Below are 14,969 nucleotides of genomic sequence, written 5' to 3' on the forward strand. Positions count from 1 at the left end.
GCGTGTCTCCAGTGCGTTGAGGCGGGGTGGGATCAGGCGCGGCCGAACCACGCCGCGAGGCGCGCGCGGGCGAGGCCGAGGAGCAGGCGGAGCGGCTTGAGGCCGGCGGGGGCCGGGGCCGCTACGCCCGAGAGCCGGGCATCGAGATTGCGGGCGAACTCCGCCGCGATGCGGCCGGCGAGGTCGCGCACGAGGCCGGGGCGGCCGAACTGGGCGAGTGGCCCGGTCAGGGTGTAGCCGACGTCGAGTGCGACCCGGGCGGTGCCCGGCGCCGGTCCAGCCTCGACCCGGTAGCGGATCCGGCCCTCGGTGACCGAGCGGCCGCCGGAGTCGGTTCCGGCGCCGTGGACCGAGCCGGTCCGCGCCGCCTCCTGCCGCGTGAGGCGGGCGCGACCGCGGAACGTCACGGCGATCGGTCCGATCCGCGCCTGCAGGCCGCCCTCCACGGCGTCGGGCGCGGGCCGCGCCGTCAGGACCGCGCCGGGCAGGCAGGCGGCGACCGCGTCGATATCGCCCAGCAGCGCGAAGACGGCCTCCGGCGGATGCGCGAGGTCGAGCGCCTGCGTGAAGCTGTGAGCCGGCTCAAAGGTGTCGGACAGATCCGCCACCGCGGCGGGCGCGACCGGGGCGAGGGGCTTGGCCGGCGGAGTCAGGGGCGCGACCATCGCCTCGCCGACCCGCGCGCCGACCGGGCCGAGGGCACGCCCCGCGCCGGTCTCCGGGGGGATGCCGCGCCCGCGCCGGTCCGCGATCACCGCCATCACGGCCCGGACGATGCCGGCATAGCCGGTGCAGCGGCAGAGATTGCCCGACAGGCCGACGCGGATCCGCCGCTCGTCGGCCTCGGGCAGCCGCAGGACCAGGTCGCGGGCGGCCACCAGCATCCCGGGCGTGCAGTAGCCACACTGGAGCGCATGCTCGCGGTTGAAGGCGGCCCGCAGCTCGTCCGTGATCGCGTCCGTGTCGAGGCCCTCGATCGTGGTGACGGCGGCGCCCGCGCAGGCGCCCGCGAAGGTCAGGCAGGCGCGGGCGGGCTCGCCGTCGAGCAGCACCGTGCAGGCGCCGCAGATGCCGTGCTCGCAGCCCAGATGCGTGCCGGTGAGGTCGAGCCCGTCGCGCAGCACGTCGCCGAGATGGCTGCGTGGCTCGGCCGCGACCCGGACGGCGCGGCCGTTCACCGTCAGCGCGAGGGCCATGCGGGACGCCCCGGGTTCGGCCAGCGCGGCGCTCATGCGGCCTCCGGAAGGGGCTTGGCGTGGGGAACGGGCCCGGCCGCCGCCACCGCGCGGGCGAGGACGGTGACGTGGATGTGCCGCTCGACCGCGTCGGCCATCCCGGCCTCCCGCAGGGCCTGATCCGCGACCCGGGGATCGAAGCGCGCGGCGAAGTCGGCGCCGATGCGGCCGCCGAAGAGCGGGCGCGCATCGGCCAGGAGCACGGGCGGCCCCTCGACCGCGCCGATCACGGCCCGGCCCCGGCCCGCGCCGGGTTCGAGGCGCACGGCTCCGATGGCGTGGGCGAACTCGCCGATCTTCGCACAGTGCTTGACGTAGCCCCAGGCGGCGTCCGCCGGCAAAGCCGGCACGCGCACGGCGACGAGGATCTCGCCCGCGCCGAGCGCCACTTCGAGGGCGCCGGTGACGAAGCGCTCCACCGGCAGGGTGCGGCGGCCGTTCCGGCCCGCGATCTCGACCTCGGCACCGAGGGCCGTCAGGGCGCTGACCCAGTCGGCGGCCGGATCGGCGTGGACGAGGCTGCCGCCGACCGTGCCGCGGTTGCGCACCGGCCGGTAGGCGATCGCCGACGCCACCCGCTGCAGGGCGCCGCCGGTGACGTCGGCAACGCGCCCGTCCTCGATGTCGGCATGGGTCACGCAGGCCCCGAGGACGAGCGTGTCGCCCTCGACCCGGGCTTCCCGGAGCTCGGGGATGCCGGTGATGTCGAGGATGAGATCCGGCTCGACGAGGCGCAGGTTCAGCATCGGCCCGAGGGACTGCCCTCCCGCGATCAGCTTCACGTTGCAGGGGGCCTGTGCGAGGCGGTCCAGGAGCGCGGCGAGGCTGCCCGGCCGCTCCCAGGCGAAGGGTGCGGGCTTCATGCGGCCTCCCGCGCGGTGTCGGCGGGCGCGCGGGCGGCGAGCACGGCCTCCACGATGCGTCGGGGGGTGACGGGGGAATGCAGCATCTCGACGCCCAGCGGCGCCAGCGCGTCGTTGACGGCGTTGGCCAGCGCCGCCGGGGGCGCGATGGCGCCGCCCTCGCCGATGCCCTTCTGGCCGAAGCGCGTGTAGGGCGAGGGCGTCTCCATGTGGTCGATGCGCGCCATCGGCACGTCGGCGGCGCCGGGCAGGAGGTAGTCGGCGAAGGTCGAGGCGAGCGGCTGGCCGCGCCCGTCGAAGCGCACCTCCTCGAACAGCGCCGTGCCGATCCCCTGGGCGAGGCCGCCGTAGATCTGGCCGTCGACCACGAGGGGATTCACCAGCGTGCCGCCGTCCTCGACGATGACGTAGTCGAGGATCTCCACCGCTCCGAGATCGGGATCGACCGCCACCACGGCCGCGTGCGCCGCGTACGAGAAGGTGCCGGAATCGCGCACCGGCTTGTAGCCGGCGGTGACTTCGAGGCCGCCGGGATCGGTGTCGGGCGCGAGATCCTGCGGGCGCCGGTACCAGGTGCGGGCGATGGCCTCGAGCGGGACGTCGCCCGTGGGGCCGACGACGTGGCCACCTTCGAAGCGGCACTCCTCGGGCCGCGCCTGGAGCAGGTGGGCGCCGATCCGCACCGCGCGGGCGCGCAGTTCCTCGCAGGCCGCCGCGACCGCGCCGCCGGCCATCACCATCACGCGCGAGCCCCAGGAGCCGGTGGAGTAGGGTGTCATCGCCGTGTCGCCGTGGACGAGGCGGGTGCGCGCCACCGGCACGCCCAGGATCTCGTGGGCGACCTGGGCGAGGGTCGTCTCCAGGCCCTGGCCGTGGGAATGGGCGCCGATCCGCAGCTCCAGGCCGCCGTCCGGGGTCAGGCGGGCGCTGGCCTGCTCGTGGCCGGGCACCATCGGGATCCCCCAGCCGGAATAGACCGAGGTGCCGTGCGCGGCCTGCTCGCAGTAGATCGCGAGGCCGAGGCCGATCCGGCGCCCGTCCGGCTCGCCCTGACGCTGGCGGGCGCGGACCGCCTCCACGTCGACGGCCTTCAGCGCCCGGGCCAGGGCCTCCGGGTAGTCGCCGCTGTCGAAGTGCTTCTTCGTGATGTTGTCGAACGGCATCTGCCCGGGCCGCACGAGGTTTTTCTCGCGCACCGCCTCGGGCGGGATCCCGGCCGCGCGGGCGACGGCGTCGAGGACGAGCTCCAGGGCGAAGCAGACGCCGGTGCGCGCCACCCCCCGGTACGGCAGGATCGGGCACTTGTTGGTCGCCACCGACCACGTGCGGCAGCGATAGGCCGGGAAATCGTAGGGCCCCGGCAGGATGCTGGCGACCTGCGCGGCCTCTAGGCAGGCCGAGAACGGGTAGGCCGAGTAGGCGCCGGAATCGACCGTTGCCTCGCAGTCGATGCCGCGCAGGGTCCCGTCCCGCTCCGCGTAGGCGGTGATGCGGTAATGGTGCTCGCGGCAATTGGCGTTGGCGGTCAGGTGCTCGCGCCGGTCCTCCAGCCAGCGGACCGGGTGGCCGCAGCGGAGCGCGAGCCACGCCAGCGCCACGTCCTCGGCGAGCAGGATGGCCTTGTAGCCGAAACCGCCGCCGACATCCGGCGAGACGATGCGAATGCGGCCCTGCTCGATCCCGAGGCACTCCGAGAGACCGTTGCGCACGATGTGCGGCATCTGGCTCGCGGTGTGGACGACGAGCTGGTCGAGGCGGTGATCGAGCTGCACGACGGTGCCGCGGCCCTCGATCGGCGCCATGCATTGCCGCCCCGTCGAGATGGTGCGGCTGACCCGGATCGGCGCGTCGAGGGCGCTCTCGATGCCGACGTCGACCAGGGTCTCCAGGAAGACGTTGTCGCCCCAGTGCTCGTGGACGAGGGCGGAGCCCGGCTCGCGCGCGGCCAGCATGTCGTGGATTGCGGGCAATTCCTCCAGGTCGAGCACTACGGAGGCGGCGATGTCCTCGGCCTCCGCGCGGGTCGGGGCGACGCACATCGCCACCAACTCGCCCACCTGCCGGACCTTGCCGGTGGCGAGCACCGGCTGCTCGGAGACCTTGAAGCCGGGCAGCCCCGAGACGGCCCGGATCGGCAGCACCCCTTCGAGGTCGGCGGCGGTGAAGACGCGGTCGCGGCAGGCTTCCGGCACGTGGATGGCGCGGATCCGGGCATGCGCCATCGGACTGCGCACGAAGGCGACGTCCTGCAGGCCCGGTAACCGGAGGTCGCCGACATACTGGCCGCGCCCGCGCATCAGGCGGTCGTCCTCCTTGCGGGGCAGGGAGGCCCCGACGCCCTCGCGGCTCATCGGGCGCCTCCGAGAAGGTCCTGCGCGGCCCGGACCAGGATGCCGTCGGGCCGGCGGAATCCGTCGAGGATCGAGAAGTGGTCGGCGCCCGGCACAGGCAGCAGGGCGCCCGGCGCGTGGGCGGCGCTGCGCAGGGCGTGGAGGTTGCGTGCGTCGTGGACGAGGGCGGGCAGCTCCCGGCTGCCGTAGGCGATCGTCATGGGCTTCGGCGTGACCGCCAGCCGCAGGGGCGACAGCGTCTCGATCTCGACCTCGGTCAGCCCGAGCTTCTCGTTCAGGTAGGTCTCGCGGATCGGCGCGAGGTCGTAGACGCCGGAGATCGCCAGGACCGCGGACACGGCGGGATGTCCGAGATGGAGAGCGGCGAGGTGCGCCCCCGCGGACCAGCCGGCAAGGATCGTCAGGCCGCCGATCCCGCGCGCCGGTCCGTGCACGGCGAGCCAGTCGAGGGCGGCCCCGATCTCGGCGACGATACCGGTGAGGCTCGCCTCGGGTGCCAGCGTGTAGCCCGGCATCGCCACGGACCAGCCGGCCGCGTTCAGGCCCTCCGCGAAGCAGGCGAAATCGGCCCGGGCGTTGCGCTGCCAGTAGCCGCCGTGGACGAAGACGAGGCAGGGCGCACCCGTCTCCGTCGCCGGGTAGAGGTCGAAGCCCGTGCGCGCTCCGGCGGCGTAGGGGATGTCGAGCCAGTCCGGATGCGCGGCCCGGTAGGTCGCGGAGGCCGCGTTGCGGGCCGCGACCTGCGCGGCGCTGTCGGGCACGCCCGCGTTGTTGTCGTAGCAGGCGCCCCGGGCCGCCGCGTCCAGGCTGTCCCAGCGGTGGCGCGGATCCGGCGGTGTCGGGTCGTCGAGGACGATGGCGGGCATCGGCGCCACCTCAGGCCGCGATCGCCTGGGGCAGGATCGGCGAGTCGGCCTCGAATCGCTTCCCCGCGCGCAGGCAGAAGGCCGGGCGCAGCAGGCGGTCGGCGATCACCCGCGTGTCCTCGTTGTCGCGCAGCAGGAAGCGGCCGCGGTCGTCGTGCAGCACCGAGACGTCGGCCGCGTATCCGATCTTGAGGGCGCCGATCCGGTCGCCCATGCGCAGCATCTCGGCCGGATGCGACGTCACCATCGGCACCACGTCCTCCAGCGGGATGCCGAGCGCCATCATCGAGCTCATCGCCTGGGTCAGGCTGAAGCGGGCCTGGCCGAGGAAGGGATGGTTCTCGTCGTCGTGGTGCTCGTCCGGGGTGCCGGCGGGCTTCTTCACCTCGGGGACCTCGGTGTTGTAGCCGTGCATGTCGGCGCCCAGCGTGTAGGGGATCACGCCCGCCGGCAGCGAGGCGCGGGCCACGCGGTAGGAGAAGTGGCTCCCGTGGCCGACATCGACCTTCAGCCCGGCCTCCATGGCCCGGCGGATGATGTGGTGCACCTCGCCCTGCTCGTTGATGAAGCCGCCCGGGTGGCGGGTGAAGGGATGGGCCAGCACGTCGCCCGGCCGCAGCAGGGGGATCACCCGCTCGACGATGGTGTCGGCATCCTCGCCGTTGGCCCCCACTTCCGGGAGGCCCCAGAGCTGGCCGAAATGCACGTAGAGCGGCAGGTCGGCGCGCCGGCTGATCTCGGCGGCCATCTCCATCACCTTGATGCCCCAGCGGGCGAAGCCGCCGATCTCGGCATGGCCCTTGATGCCGCGCACGAGGTCGCGGTTCTCGGTGGCCGACTTCACCGTCGCGTCGATATCGACGCCGTCCGGGCTGTAGAGGTTCGGGTAGAAATGCCCCTCCAGGCCACCGACGAGGTAGGCCGACAGGAAGGCGAGCACCTGCGTCTGCGACCGCTCGGCGATGAAGTGGCGGAAGCCCGGCAGGGTCATGCAGGACGGGCCGCCCTGGTCCACCACCGTCGTGACGCCCGAGCGCACGCCGACCATGTCGGGGTTCAGGCCGAACCGGCCGGTGACGTACTGGTAGACGTGGGCGTGGGTGTCGATCATGCCGGGCAGGACGAGCTTGCCCGTGACGTCGATGACCTCGGCGGCGGCCGAGGGCAGGATCGCCTCCGCCACGGCGGCGATGCGCCCGTCCCGCACCGCGACGTCGCGGATGCCGTCGATGCCGGAGGCCGGGCAGATGACCCGCCCGCCCCGCAGAACCAGATCGTAGCGGCGATTGTCCATGTCGACCTCGTGGTCCCGGCCGGCGCGCGCCGGCCTCGCCCTTGCCAAAAGCGAAGCATGCTTCGTATTCCGGCGTTGCACGCGGCGTGCCAAGACTGGAACCGTTCTGCGGAGTCGGACGATGGATGAGGGCCTGGACGCCGGATTCGCGGCGGGGTCGGCAAAGGCGAACGGGGCGGTGGACACGCGGCACTGGCCCCTGGGCGAGCGCCCGGGCTTCCTCGCCCGCCGCATGCACCAGATCCACGTCAGCCTTTTCGCGGAGAGCTGTGCCGCGTTTCGCGTCACTCCGCTGCAGTACAGCCTGCTGTCGCTGCTGCGGGACCTGGAGGAGGCCGATCAGACGACCCTCGCGAGCGCGGTCGCCCTCGACCGGACGACGACGACCGGCGCCCTGAAACGCCTCGCGGCGCGCGGCCTGGTGAGCCGCTCGACCTCGCCCCTCGACCGCCGCGCGCAGGTCTGTCGGCTGACCGAAGCTGGGGCCGCGCTCCACAGCGCGATGGAGCCGGCGGCGCGGGCCGCGCACGCCCTGACCGTCGAGGCCCTCACCCCGGCGGAGCAGGACACCCTGACCCGGCTCCTGCGCCGCGTCATCGCGGGGCACGAGCACCGGCGCGGCCAGCCCGACATCGTGTAGGGCGCGGCGCCTGCCCAAAGAAGACACAGATTGTTCTGCGTCGAAGAGTTTTGAAAGGTTCCTTATCCCAATACCTTCGGGAAAATTGGACGGGTATTTCATTTACAGAGCGCGCGCCGGTTGCGCATAAATACGGCATGACATGCCCACAGGGCGTGCTGAGCTGATCACCCGGCGAATCTGAGCTTCCCAGCCTGGGGCGAATGCCGGCATCCGACAATCGTTCTGCTCACCAATGCCTAATGGGCGCGGCCGGGCGGACGCGTGCTTGGCACATGTCCTGCGTGCGGTGAGCTGCTCACAGTATGCTGTGGGATCCTCAATGCCCGAACAGCGAGGGGCCATGACGACGCGCGATGACAGGTCCGGGCCGGCTCGCTCGATGGCGACGGTGCTCGCCGTCCCCGACGCCACGCGCAAGGGCAATCAGGCCTACGACCTGATGCGGCGCGAGATCGTCGCCTGCCGCCTCCTGCCCGGCACGCGCTTCACCGAGGCCGAGGTGATGGAGCGGTTCGAGATCGGGAAGGCGAGCTGCCGGATCGCGCTGCAGCGCCTGGCCCAGGAAGGCTTCGTCAGCTCGATGCCGCGGCACGGCTACCGGGTCAGCCCGGTGACCGTGAAGGATGTCGACGAGGTCTTCGCCCTCCGGATGGAGCTCGAGCCCCTCGCGGCCCGGGGCGCCGCCGGCCGCGTGAACCGGGCGCATCTGGAGCGCCTCGAGCAGGCCTGCCGCCGCAAGATCACGGTGGAGATGGGCAACCAGATCGACTTCTTCCTGGAGGCCAACCGGGGTTTCCACCTCGCGATCGCCGCCGCGGCCGGGAACGGACGCCTGTACCGGACCCTGTCGGGCCTCCTCGACGAGATGACCCGCCTCGTCGCCCTCGGCTTCGGCGTGCAGGGGGTCAGGCCGAACATCGAGAACGACCACACCGCGATGATCGAGCATCTCGTGGCGGGGGATGCCGACAGCGCCGCCCTGGTGGCGCGCCGCCACGTCGAGACGTTCCGCGACATGACCCTGGAGAAGGTCATCGCCAGCCTGCGCGACACCGCGGTGGTGGCGCCGGTGCAGCCGCCGATGCAGGCGCCGATGGCCGACGGAGGCGAGCCGTGAACGCCGTCGCGCTCGATCATGTCAGCAAGTGGTTCGACCGGCGCGAGGGCGGGCCGCTCCACGTCCTGGACGCCATCGACATCGCGATCCCGCAGCACGCGATCGTCGCGATCCTGGGCGCGTCGGGCTGCGGCAAGAGCACCCTCCTGAACATGATCGCCGGGCTGGTCGAGCCCGATCAGGGGGCCGTCCTCCTCGACGGCATCCCGTCACACGCCTTCCGCGACTGGCGGGCGATGACCTACATGTTCCAGGAGGACCGGCTGCTGCCCTGGCGCACGGCCGCCCAGAATGTCGCCTTCGGGCTCGAGGCCGGACGCATGGGCCGGGCGGAGCGGGCGCGGCGGGTCGACGAGACCCTGCGGCTCGTCGGGCTCGAGGCCTTCCGCGACGCCTACCCGCACGAATTGTCGGGGGGCATGCGCAGCCGGGTGGCGCTCGCGCGCAGCCTCGTTACCGAGCCCCGGATCCTGCTCCTCGACGAGCCGTTCTCGAAGCTCGATCCCGAGATCCGCGCGCAGATGCACGCGGAGCTGCTGCGCATCGCCGACCTGCGGGCGATGACCCTGGTCTTCGTCACGCACGACGTCGAGGAGGCGGTGGTGTTGGCGAGCCAGGTGGTCGTTCTTCACCCGCGTCCGGGCCGGATCGGTGCGGTCCGGGCGATCGACCTGCCGTATCCCCGCGACCCCCTCTCGGCGGAGGTCGCCGAGGAGGTCCGGCGCCTGCGCATCAGCCTCTCCGCCGCGAGCGCGCGATGCTCGTGAAGACCCCGCGGCGCCTGATCCGGCAGACACGGACGTCCGGCGCCGGACGCCGGGCGGGCGTGCTCCTCCAGAGGCTCGCCCTCCTCGCCCTGGCGCTGGCCGCGTGGCAGCTCGGATCGCTGCACGCGCCGAGCTTCGTCCTGCCGAGCCCCGCGCGGGTCTGGCACGCCTGGCTCGGCCTCGTCGCCACGCCGAGTTTCGCCGCCGATCTCGGCATCACGCTGGGCCGGATCGGCGCGGGCCTCGCCTTCGCGGCCCTGGTGGGGCTGCCGCTCGGCCTGCTGCTCGGCGCGAGCCCTCGCCTCGGCCGGTTCTTCGAGCCGGTGCTGACGGTGACCAACACCGTCTCGTCGGCGATCTGGGCGATCTTCGCGCTGATCTGGTTCGGTCTCTCGAACTGGACCACGATCTTCGTGGTGTTCATGACCGCGATGCCGTTGATCCTGACCAACGTCTGGCAGGGCACGCGCACGGTCAGCGCCGAGCATCTCGAACTCGCCCGCACCTTCCGCATGCCGCGCCACAAGGTGCTGACCAAGATCTACCTGCCGACGATCCTGCCCGCCTTCTTCTCGGGCGCGCGTCTCGCCATCGGCTTCGGGGCGCGGGTCGTGCTCGTGGCGGAGTCGCTGGGGGCGAGCAGCGGCATCGGCTACCGCCTGCGGCAGGCGGCGGACCTCGTCCAAACCGATCAGGTCTTCGCCTGGACCCTCACCCTGGTCGCCCTGATGATCGGACTCGAGACGCTCGTCCTGAAGCCGGCCGAGCAGCGCCTGTTCGCCTGGAAGAAGGTGGCGCAGCCGTGACGGCCGAAGCCACGCGGGGAAACGCCCGTCGCACGTCCTCTCTTTGCACCCCCTGGAGAACGCCTTGAAACGGATCCGCGTCCTCGCCGTCGCCGCGCTCTGCGCGGTCGGCCTGCCCGCCCTCGCGCGCGCCGAGACGGTGCGCATCGGCTACTGGAGCTCCGGCATCAGCCTCGGCTTCGGCGCCGTGCTGGAGGCCGGCAAGTTCATGGAGAAGGAGGGGCTGACGGCCGAATACGTCAAGTTTCCGGACGTGAACGCGCCCACCAAGGCCATGGCCGCCGGGGCGATCGATTTCGCGATCGCGGCGAGCGCGGGAACGGCGCTGAGCGTGACCGCCGACGGCCTGCCGATGAGCATCGTCCTGGCGACGCAGGTGGCCGACCTCGACTTCGTCGTCCTTGAGGACTCGCCGATCAAGACGATGGCCGACCTTAGGGCCAAGAAGATCGGCACTTCGCCCGCGGGCAGCGGCACCGCCGCCATCGCGGCGGCGATCCTGGAGACCAATCACGGTCTGAAGCCCGCCGATTACCAGGCCGTGCCCGGCAACGATTCCCGGCTGGCGCAATTCCTCGTCCAGAAGGACATCGACGCGGCGGCCCTGCGCACCGTGACCCTCGCGCTCCTGCCGGACGTCAAGCTGCGCCGTCTGGGCACCTTCCGGGAGGAGTGGAAGCGCCTCACCCAGCAGGACGCGCCGCCGGTCCTCGGCGTCGGCCTGATGCGCAACGCCTGGATGACCCAGAATCCGGACGCGCCCGCCAAGGTCGTGGCCGCGATGCGCAAGGCCTACGCGTTCGGCCAGGCCGACAAGCCCGGGGTGGCCAAGATCCTGAAGGCCGCCGCGAACCTGAGCGATGCCGACGCCGCGGCCTACGCGGGTCTCTGGGACGGCATCTACACGGTCAGCCTGGAGCCTGCCGACATCGCCTCGCTGAAGCGCGAATTCGACGTGTTCAAGGCGGTCGGCGCCGTCCAGGGCAGCCTGCCCGACACCGCCCTGGTTCCCGGCCCCTACGAGCGGTCGAAGACGATCCCGTAGCCTTTCCGACCTGCAGAAGAGGGTTTTCCCGATGGCTGAGATGATGAAGGCGCTCGTGCTGGAGGCGCACGGCGACATCGACACGCTGAAGGTGGTGAACGACTATCCGAAGCCGTCCCCCGGCCCGGGCGAGGTTCTGATCCGCGTCGGCGCGTCCTCATTCAACTACCACGACGTATTCACCGTGAAGGGCATGCCCGGCATCAAGGTGCCGATGCCGGTGGTGATCGGCCTCGACATGGCCGGACAGATCGTCGAGCTCGGCGAGGGCGTCGCGAAGTGGCGCGTCGGCGACCGGGTGCTGGTCAACCCGCTCAACAAGACCAAGGGCCTGATGGGCGAGATGCTCGACGGCGGCATGGCCGAGTATTGCCGGGTCTCGACGGGCCAGCTGATCGCGATGCCGCCGGAGGTGAGCTACGCGGATGCCGCCTCCCTGCCGGTGGCCTACGGAACGGCCCACCGCATGCTGATCACCCACAACACCGTGAGGGCCGGCGACAAGGTCCTGATCCTGGGCGCCAGCGGCGGCGTCGGCACCGGCTGCGTGATGCTGGCCAAGCAGCTCGGCGCCGAGGTGATCGCCTGCGCGGGCAGCGCGGAGAAGATGGCGGCGCTGACGGCGCTCGGCGCCGACCACGTCGTCAACTACCGCGAGACCGACTTCTCCAAGTGGGCGATCCAGCAGTACGGCAAGCCGCAGCGCCGGACCTACGAGGGCGGGGTCGACGTGGTGATCAACTTCACCGGCGGCGACACCTGGGTGCCCTCGCTCAAGTGCTTGAAGCGCGGCGGCACGCTGCTCGTCTGCGGAGCGACCGCGGGACACGATCCCAAGGAGGATCTTCGCTACATCTGGAGCTTCGAGCTCAAGGTGATCGGCTCGAACAGCTTCTACGACGACGACCTGTCGGCGCTGATGGACATGATCCAGGCCGGCACGCTGAAGCCGACCATCGACAAGGTCATGCCCCTCGAAGAGGCCGCCGAGGGCCTGCGGATGATCCGCGACCGCGAGGTCATGGGCAAGATCGTCGTCACCCCCTGACACCGTCCGAGGCCGGTCCGCCGCGCGTCGTCGCCCCCAGCCCCGCCCGAGGAGATCCCGAAGCCATGTCCGACACCCCCCTCAGCAAGGAGCAGGTCGAGGCGCTGCTGCTGCGCGGCCCGTTCCACCAGTGGCTCGGCCTCTCCGTCGTCGCCGTCGGCGAGGGCACGATCGAGTTGAAGGCGACGTGGCGGCCCGAATGGGTCGTCAACGCCGAGCGAGGCTACGTCCACGGTGGCATCCTGGCGACGCTCGTCGACCTCACTGCCGACTGGGCGCTGGTCTCCAAGACCGGCCGTGGCGTCCCCACGGTGGACCTGCGGGTCGATTATCACCGCGCCGCGATGCAGGGCGATCTCACCTGCCGCGGCACGGTGGTGAAGTTCGGCAACCAGCTCTCGGTGGCCGAGGCGCAGATCCTCGACGACGCGGGGCGCCTGCTCGCGAGCGGCCGCGGCGTCTACATGACGGCGCTGGCGAAATGACGGGGCCGCCCCCCGGCGCCCCGGCGGACGGGGCCCTCGACCACGTCGTGATCAACGTGCTGCGGCGGATGGACGAGGCGGCGGACCTGTTCGCCGCCCTCGGCTTCTCGCTGACACCCCGCGGCCACCACTCGCTGGGCTCGATCAACCACCTGATGATGACGGCAGGCCCCTACCTGGAGCTTGTCGGCGTGCCCGAAATGGGGCCGCAGCGGCAGGACGTGCTGGACAGCCCGTTCGGCCTGAACGGGCTCGTGGTGGCGAGCCGGGTCGCCGACGCGACCCATGCGCGGCTGGCGGCAGTGGGGCTCGCGGCCGGTCCGCCCGTCGCCTTCTCGCGCCCGGTGACCGTCGACGGCCGCACGGAACAGGCCCAATTCCGCACGGTGCGGGTGCCGGCACACCTGTTTCCGGCGGGTCGCCTCTACCATTGCGAGCACCTGACCCCGGATCTCGTCTGGCGCCCCGAATGGCTCGACCATCCGAACGGCTTTTCGGGGATCGACGCGCTGACGATCGAGAGCCCGGCGCCGGAGGCCGACGCTTCCCTCTACGCGGCCGCGATCGGCGCTCCGGCCGAGGCCGTGGGCGCCGGCTTCACGATCCGGGTCGGGGAGACGCGGATCGTGATCGTGCCGGGGCCGGCCGCCCGTTTCGCCGCCCTCGGCCTGCACTTTCGCGGCCTCGACGCCCTCGAAGCCCGCTCGGCCGTCCTCCCGGAGGCGACTTGGGTCCGGCACGGGCCGGACGCGGCCGATCTGACGCTGCCGGCCTTCGACCTCCATCTCGCGTGCCGGGCGGCCCTATGACGTGCGCGACCACGGGTGCGACCAATCTCGGCGACCTCGTTGACCGGTCCGGGCCGCCGGACCGGCCACTCATCATCGGCGTCGCCCCCGAGGGCGGGCCCGAGGTGATGACCCGCGCCGGCCTCGATGCCAGGGCCGACGCCTTCGCCCGCGGCCTCGTACGCGGCGGGATCTCCCGCGGCGCGCGGGTCGCGATCCTCTCGGCCAACCGGCCCGACACCGTCGCGGCGCTGCTCGGCGCGATGCGGGCCGGCGTGGTCCCGGTCCCGGTCAATCACAAGTTCCCGCCGGCCACGATCGCGGCCGTGCTCGCCGATTGCGGGGCGCGGCTCGTGCTCTGCGACCGCCCGCGCCGGGCGATGCTGGCTGGGCTCGACCCCGATATCCGGATCGCCGGGTTCGACGATGACGGGCCGGAGGGTTTTGCGGCCTGGCTCGATCCCGGACCCTTCGTGCCGATCGTGCCGGAGCCCGGCGAGGCGGCCCTGTTCCTCTACACGTCCGGCTCCACGGGCCGGCCGAAGGGCGTCCGACTGAGCCATGCGAGCCACCTCTGGGTGGCGCGGACCCGCGCCGCGGAGACGAACCTGCGCGACGACCGGCTGCTCGTCGCGGCCCCGCTCTACCACATGAACGCGCTGGCCCTGGCGCTCCTCGTCTGCGCGGCTGGCGCCACGATGGTGCTGCTGCCGCAATTCGAGGCGCGGGCCTACATTGCGGCGATCGATCGCCATCGCTGCACGTGGCTCACCGCCGTGCCGCCGATGATCGCCATGATGCTGCGGGAGCCGGATCTCCTGGCGGAGGCCGACCTCACCGGCGTGCGGACGGTGCGGATGGGCTCGGCGCCCGTCAACGACGCCCTGGCCCGGCAGATCCGCGCACTCCTGCCGAACGCCCGCATCCTCAACGCCTACGGGACCACCGAGGGCGGCCCGGTCGTGTTCGGCGACCATCCGGACGGCCTGCCGACGCCGGTCGCGTCGGTCGGCGCGCCGCATCCCCAGGTCGCTGTGCGCCTCGACGGGCCAGACGCGCCGGAGACCGGCGTTCTGCAGATGCGCAGCCCCGCGATCATGCTCGGCTACCACAACCGGCCGGACGTCCCCGTTCCGATCACCGCGGACGGATTCTACGACACCGGCGACGTGTTCCGCCGCGACGCCGACGGGTTCTTCTATTTTCTCGGCCGGACCGACGACATGTTCGTCTCGGGCGGCGAAAACATCTTCCCCGGCGAGGTCGAGCTGGTGCTGGAGCGCCACCCCGACGTGCTCCAGGCCTGCGTGGTGCCTGTGGAGGATTCCATCAAGGGTACCAAGCCCGTCGCCTTCGTGGTCCGCCGGCCCGGCGCCACCGTCGACGAGGCCGCCCTCAAGGCGCACGCGCTCGCCCACGCGCCGGCCTACCAGCACCCGCGCCGGGTCTGGTTCGTCGAGGCGCTGCCCCTCGCCTCGACCAATAAGATCGACCGCGCGGCCCTGCGCCGGCGCGCCGAAGAGGCCGTCCGCGCCCCGTGACCGGCCCGGGCGGAACGGCGCTTGCAGGTTGTGTTCCCGCGGCATGCGCGCCCGCAGAAGGCTGCCTCGCGAAGCGCCGCCCGGCGCAACCGTCCCCGCCCGCCTGATCCGGAAAGCCAG

Annotated in this window: 14 protein-coding genes; 9 read left to right on the forward strand and 5 right to left on the reverse strand. The window is 72.3% G+C overall.

The window, feature by feature from the left end; translation table 11 throughout:
* Positions 1-32 precede the first annotated feature (32 nt).
* The 5 genes from A3862_RS15455 to A3862_RS15475 are packed head-to-tail and all read right to left on the reverse strand — an operon-like array spanning position 33 to position 6,609.
* Entirely contained in the window at positions 33-1,232 is a 1,200-nt protein-coding gene (locus tag A3862_RS15455) for a xanthine dehydrogenase family Fe-S subunit (RefSeq protein WP_043758638.1), read from the reverse strand.
* Positions 1,229-2,098 carry an FAD binding domain-containing protein gene (locus A3862_RS15460; protein ID WP_043758637.1) on the reverse strand — a complete coding sequence of 290 codons (870 nt, stop codon included), beginning with the start codon at positions 2,096-2,098 and terminating at the stop codon, positions 1,229-1,231. Before A3862_RS15460 ends, A3862_RS15455 begins: the two co-directional genes overlap by 4 nt.
* On the reverse strand, positions 2,095-4,449 hold the full coding sequence (locus A3862_RS15465) for a xanthine dehydrogenase family protein molybdopterin-binding subunit (protein ID WP_043758636.1): 2,355 nt from the start codon (positions 4,447-4,449) through the stop codon (positions 2,095-2,097). The genes A3862_RS15460 and A3862_RS15465 overlap by 4 nt, the downstream gene beginning before the upstream one ends.
* Entirely contained in the window at positions 4,446-5,315 is an 870-nt protein-coding gene (locus tag A3862_RS15470; RefSeq protein ID WP_043761321.1) for an alpha/beta hydrolase, read from the reverse strand. The genes A3862_RS15465 and A3862_RS15470 overlap by 4 nt, the downstream gene beginning before the upstream one ends.
* A 10-nt stretch (positions 5,316-5,325) precedes the next feature.
* Positions 5,326-6,609, reverse strand: a complete 1,284-nt coding sequence (locus tag A3862_RS15475) for an amidohydrolase/deacetylase family metallohydrolase (RefSeq protein ID WP_043758635.1) — start codon at positions 6,607-6,609, stop codon at positions 5,326-5,328.
* A gap of 121 nt (positions 6,610-6,730) precedes the next feature.
* Between A3862_RS15475 and A3862_RS15480 the strand changes: the two genes are divergently transcribed.
* The 9 genes from A3862_RS15480 (at position 6,731) to A3862_RS15520 (ending at position 14,849) form a co-directional block, all read left to right on the forward strand.
* Complete coding sequence (locus A3862_RS15480; RefSeq protein ID WP_043758634.1) at positions 6,731-7,249, forward strand: MarR family winged helix-turn-helix transcriptional regulator; 519 nt, start codon at positions 6,731-6,733, stop codon at positions 7,247-7,249.
* Positions 7,250-7,592: 343 nt separating this feature from the next.
* Positions 7,593-8,369 (forward strand): GntR family transcriptional regulator, encoded by a 777-nt coding sequence (locus tag A3862_RS15485; protein ID WP_083936126.1) that lies wholly within the window; start codon positions 7,593-7,595, stop codon positions 8,367-8,369.
* Positions 8,366-9,136, forward strand: a complete 771-nt coding sequence (locus tag A3862_RS15490) for an ABC transporter ATP-binding protein (protein ID WP_043758632.1) — start codon at positions 8,366-8,368, stop codon at positions 9,134-9,136. Before A3862_RS15485 ends, A3862_RS15490 begins: the two co-directional genes overlap by 4 nt.
* Entirely contained in the window at positions 9,127-9,942 is an 816-nt protein-coding gene (locus A3862_RS15495; protein WP_051044956.1) for an ABC transporter permease, read from the forward strand. Before A3862_RS15490 ends, A3862_RS15495 begins: the two co-directional genes overlap by 10 nt.
* Before the next feature lie 64 nt (positions 9,943-10,006).
* Complete coding sequence (locus A3862_RS15500) at positions 10,007-10,987, forward strand: ABC transporter substrate-binding protein (protein ID WP_043354698.1); 981 nt, start codon at positions 10,007-10,009, stop codon at positions 10,985-10,987.
* A gap of 31 nt (positions 10,988-11,018) precedes the next feature.
* Positions 11,019-12,035 carry a quinone oxidoreductase family protein gene (locus tag A3862_RS15505; protein WP_111473707.1) on the forward strand — a complete coding sequence of 339 codons (1,017 nt, stop codon included), beginning with the start codon at positions 11,019-11,021 and terminating at the stop codon, positions 12,033-12,035.
* A gap of 65 nt (positions 12,036-12,100) precedes the next feature.
* Complete coding sequence (locus tag A3862_RS15510) at positions 12,101-12,520, forward strand: PaaI family thioesterase (RefSeq protein WP_043758628.1); 420 nt, start codon at positions 12,101-12,103, stop codon at positions 12,518-12,520.
* Positions 12,517-13,329 (forward strand): VOC family protein, encoded by an 813-nt coding sequence (locus A3862_RS15515; protein ID WP_111473708.1) that lies wholly within the window; start codon positions 12,517-12,519, stop codon positions 13,327-13,329. The genes A3862_RS15510 and A3862_RS15515 overlap by 4 nt, the downstream gene beginning before the upstream one ends.
* Complete coding sequence (locus A3862_RS15520; protein WP_043758623.1) at positions 13,326-14,849, forward strand: class I adenylate-forming enzyme family protein; 1,524 nt, start codon at positions 13,326-13,328, stop codon at positions 14,847-14,849. The genes A3862_RS15515 and A3862_RS15520 overlap by 4 nt, the downstream gene beginning before the upstream one ends.
* Positions 14,850-14,969 lie beyond the last annotated feature (120 nt).

It is taken from the genome of Methylobacterium sp. XJLW, assembly GCF_003254375.1.
In the GTDB taxonomy this organism is placed as follows: Bacteria; Pseudomonadota; Alphaproteobacteria; order Rhizobiales; family Beijerinckiaceae; genus Methylobacterium; species Methylobacterium fujisawaense.

Coding starts and splice junctions, on each gene's coding strand:
- A3862_RS15495 (WP_051044956.1), top strand. CDS start 9,127: ATGCTCGTGAAGACCCCGCGGCGCCTGATCCGGCAGACACGGACGTCC.
- A3862_RS15455 (WP_043758638.1), bottom strand. CDS start 1,232: ATGAGCGCCGCGCTGGCCGAACCCGGGGCGTCCCGCATGGCCCTCGCG.
- A3862_RS15460 (WP_043758637.1), bottom strand. CDS start 2,098: ATGAAGCCCGCACCCTTCGCCTGGGAGCGGCCGGGCAGCCTCGCCGCG.
- A3862_RS15510 (WP_043758628.1), top strand. CDS start 12,101: ATGTCCGACACCCCCCTCAGCAAGGAGCAGGTCGAGGCGCTGCTGCTG.
- A3862_RS15480 (WP_043758634.1), top strand. CDS start 6,731: ATGGATGAGGGCCTGGACGCCGGATTCGCGGCGGGGTCGGCAAAGGCG.
- A3862_RS15475 (WP_043758635.1), bottom strand. CDS start 6,609: ATGGACAATCGCCGCTACGATCTGGTTCTGCGGGGCGGGCGGGTCATC.
- A3862_RS15485 (WP_083936126.1), top strand. CDS start 7,593: ATGACGACGCGCGATGACAGGTCCGGGCCGGCTCGCTCGATGGCGACG.
- A3862_RS15465 (WP_043758636.1), bottom strand. CDS start 4,449: ATGAGCCGCGAGGGCGTCGGGGCCTCCCTGCCCCGCAAGGAGGACGAC.
- A3862_RS15520 (WP_043758623.1), top strand. CDS start 13,326: ATGACGTGCGCGACCACGGGTGCGACCAATCTCGGCGACCTCGTTGAC.
- A3862_RS15515 (WP_111473708.1), top strand. CDS start 12,517: ATGACGGGGCCGCCCCCCGGCGCCCCGGCGGACGGGGCCCTCGACCAC.
- A3862_RS15470 (WP_043761321.1), bottom strand. CDS start 5,315: ATGCCCGCCATCGTCCTCGACGACCCGACACCGCCGGATCCGCGCCAC.
- A3862_RS15505 (WP_111473707.1), top strand. CDS start 11,019: ATGGCTGAGATGATGAAGGCGCTCGTGCTGGAGGCGCACGGCGACATC.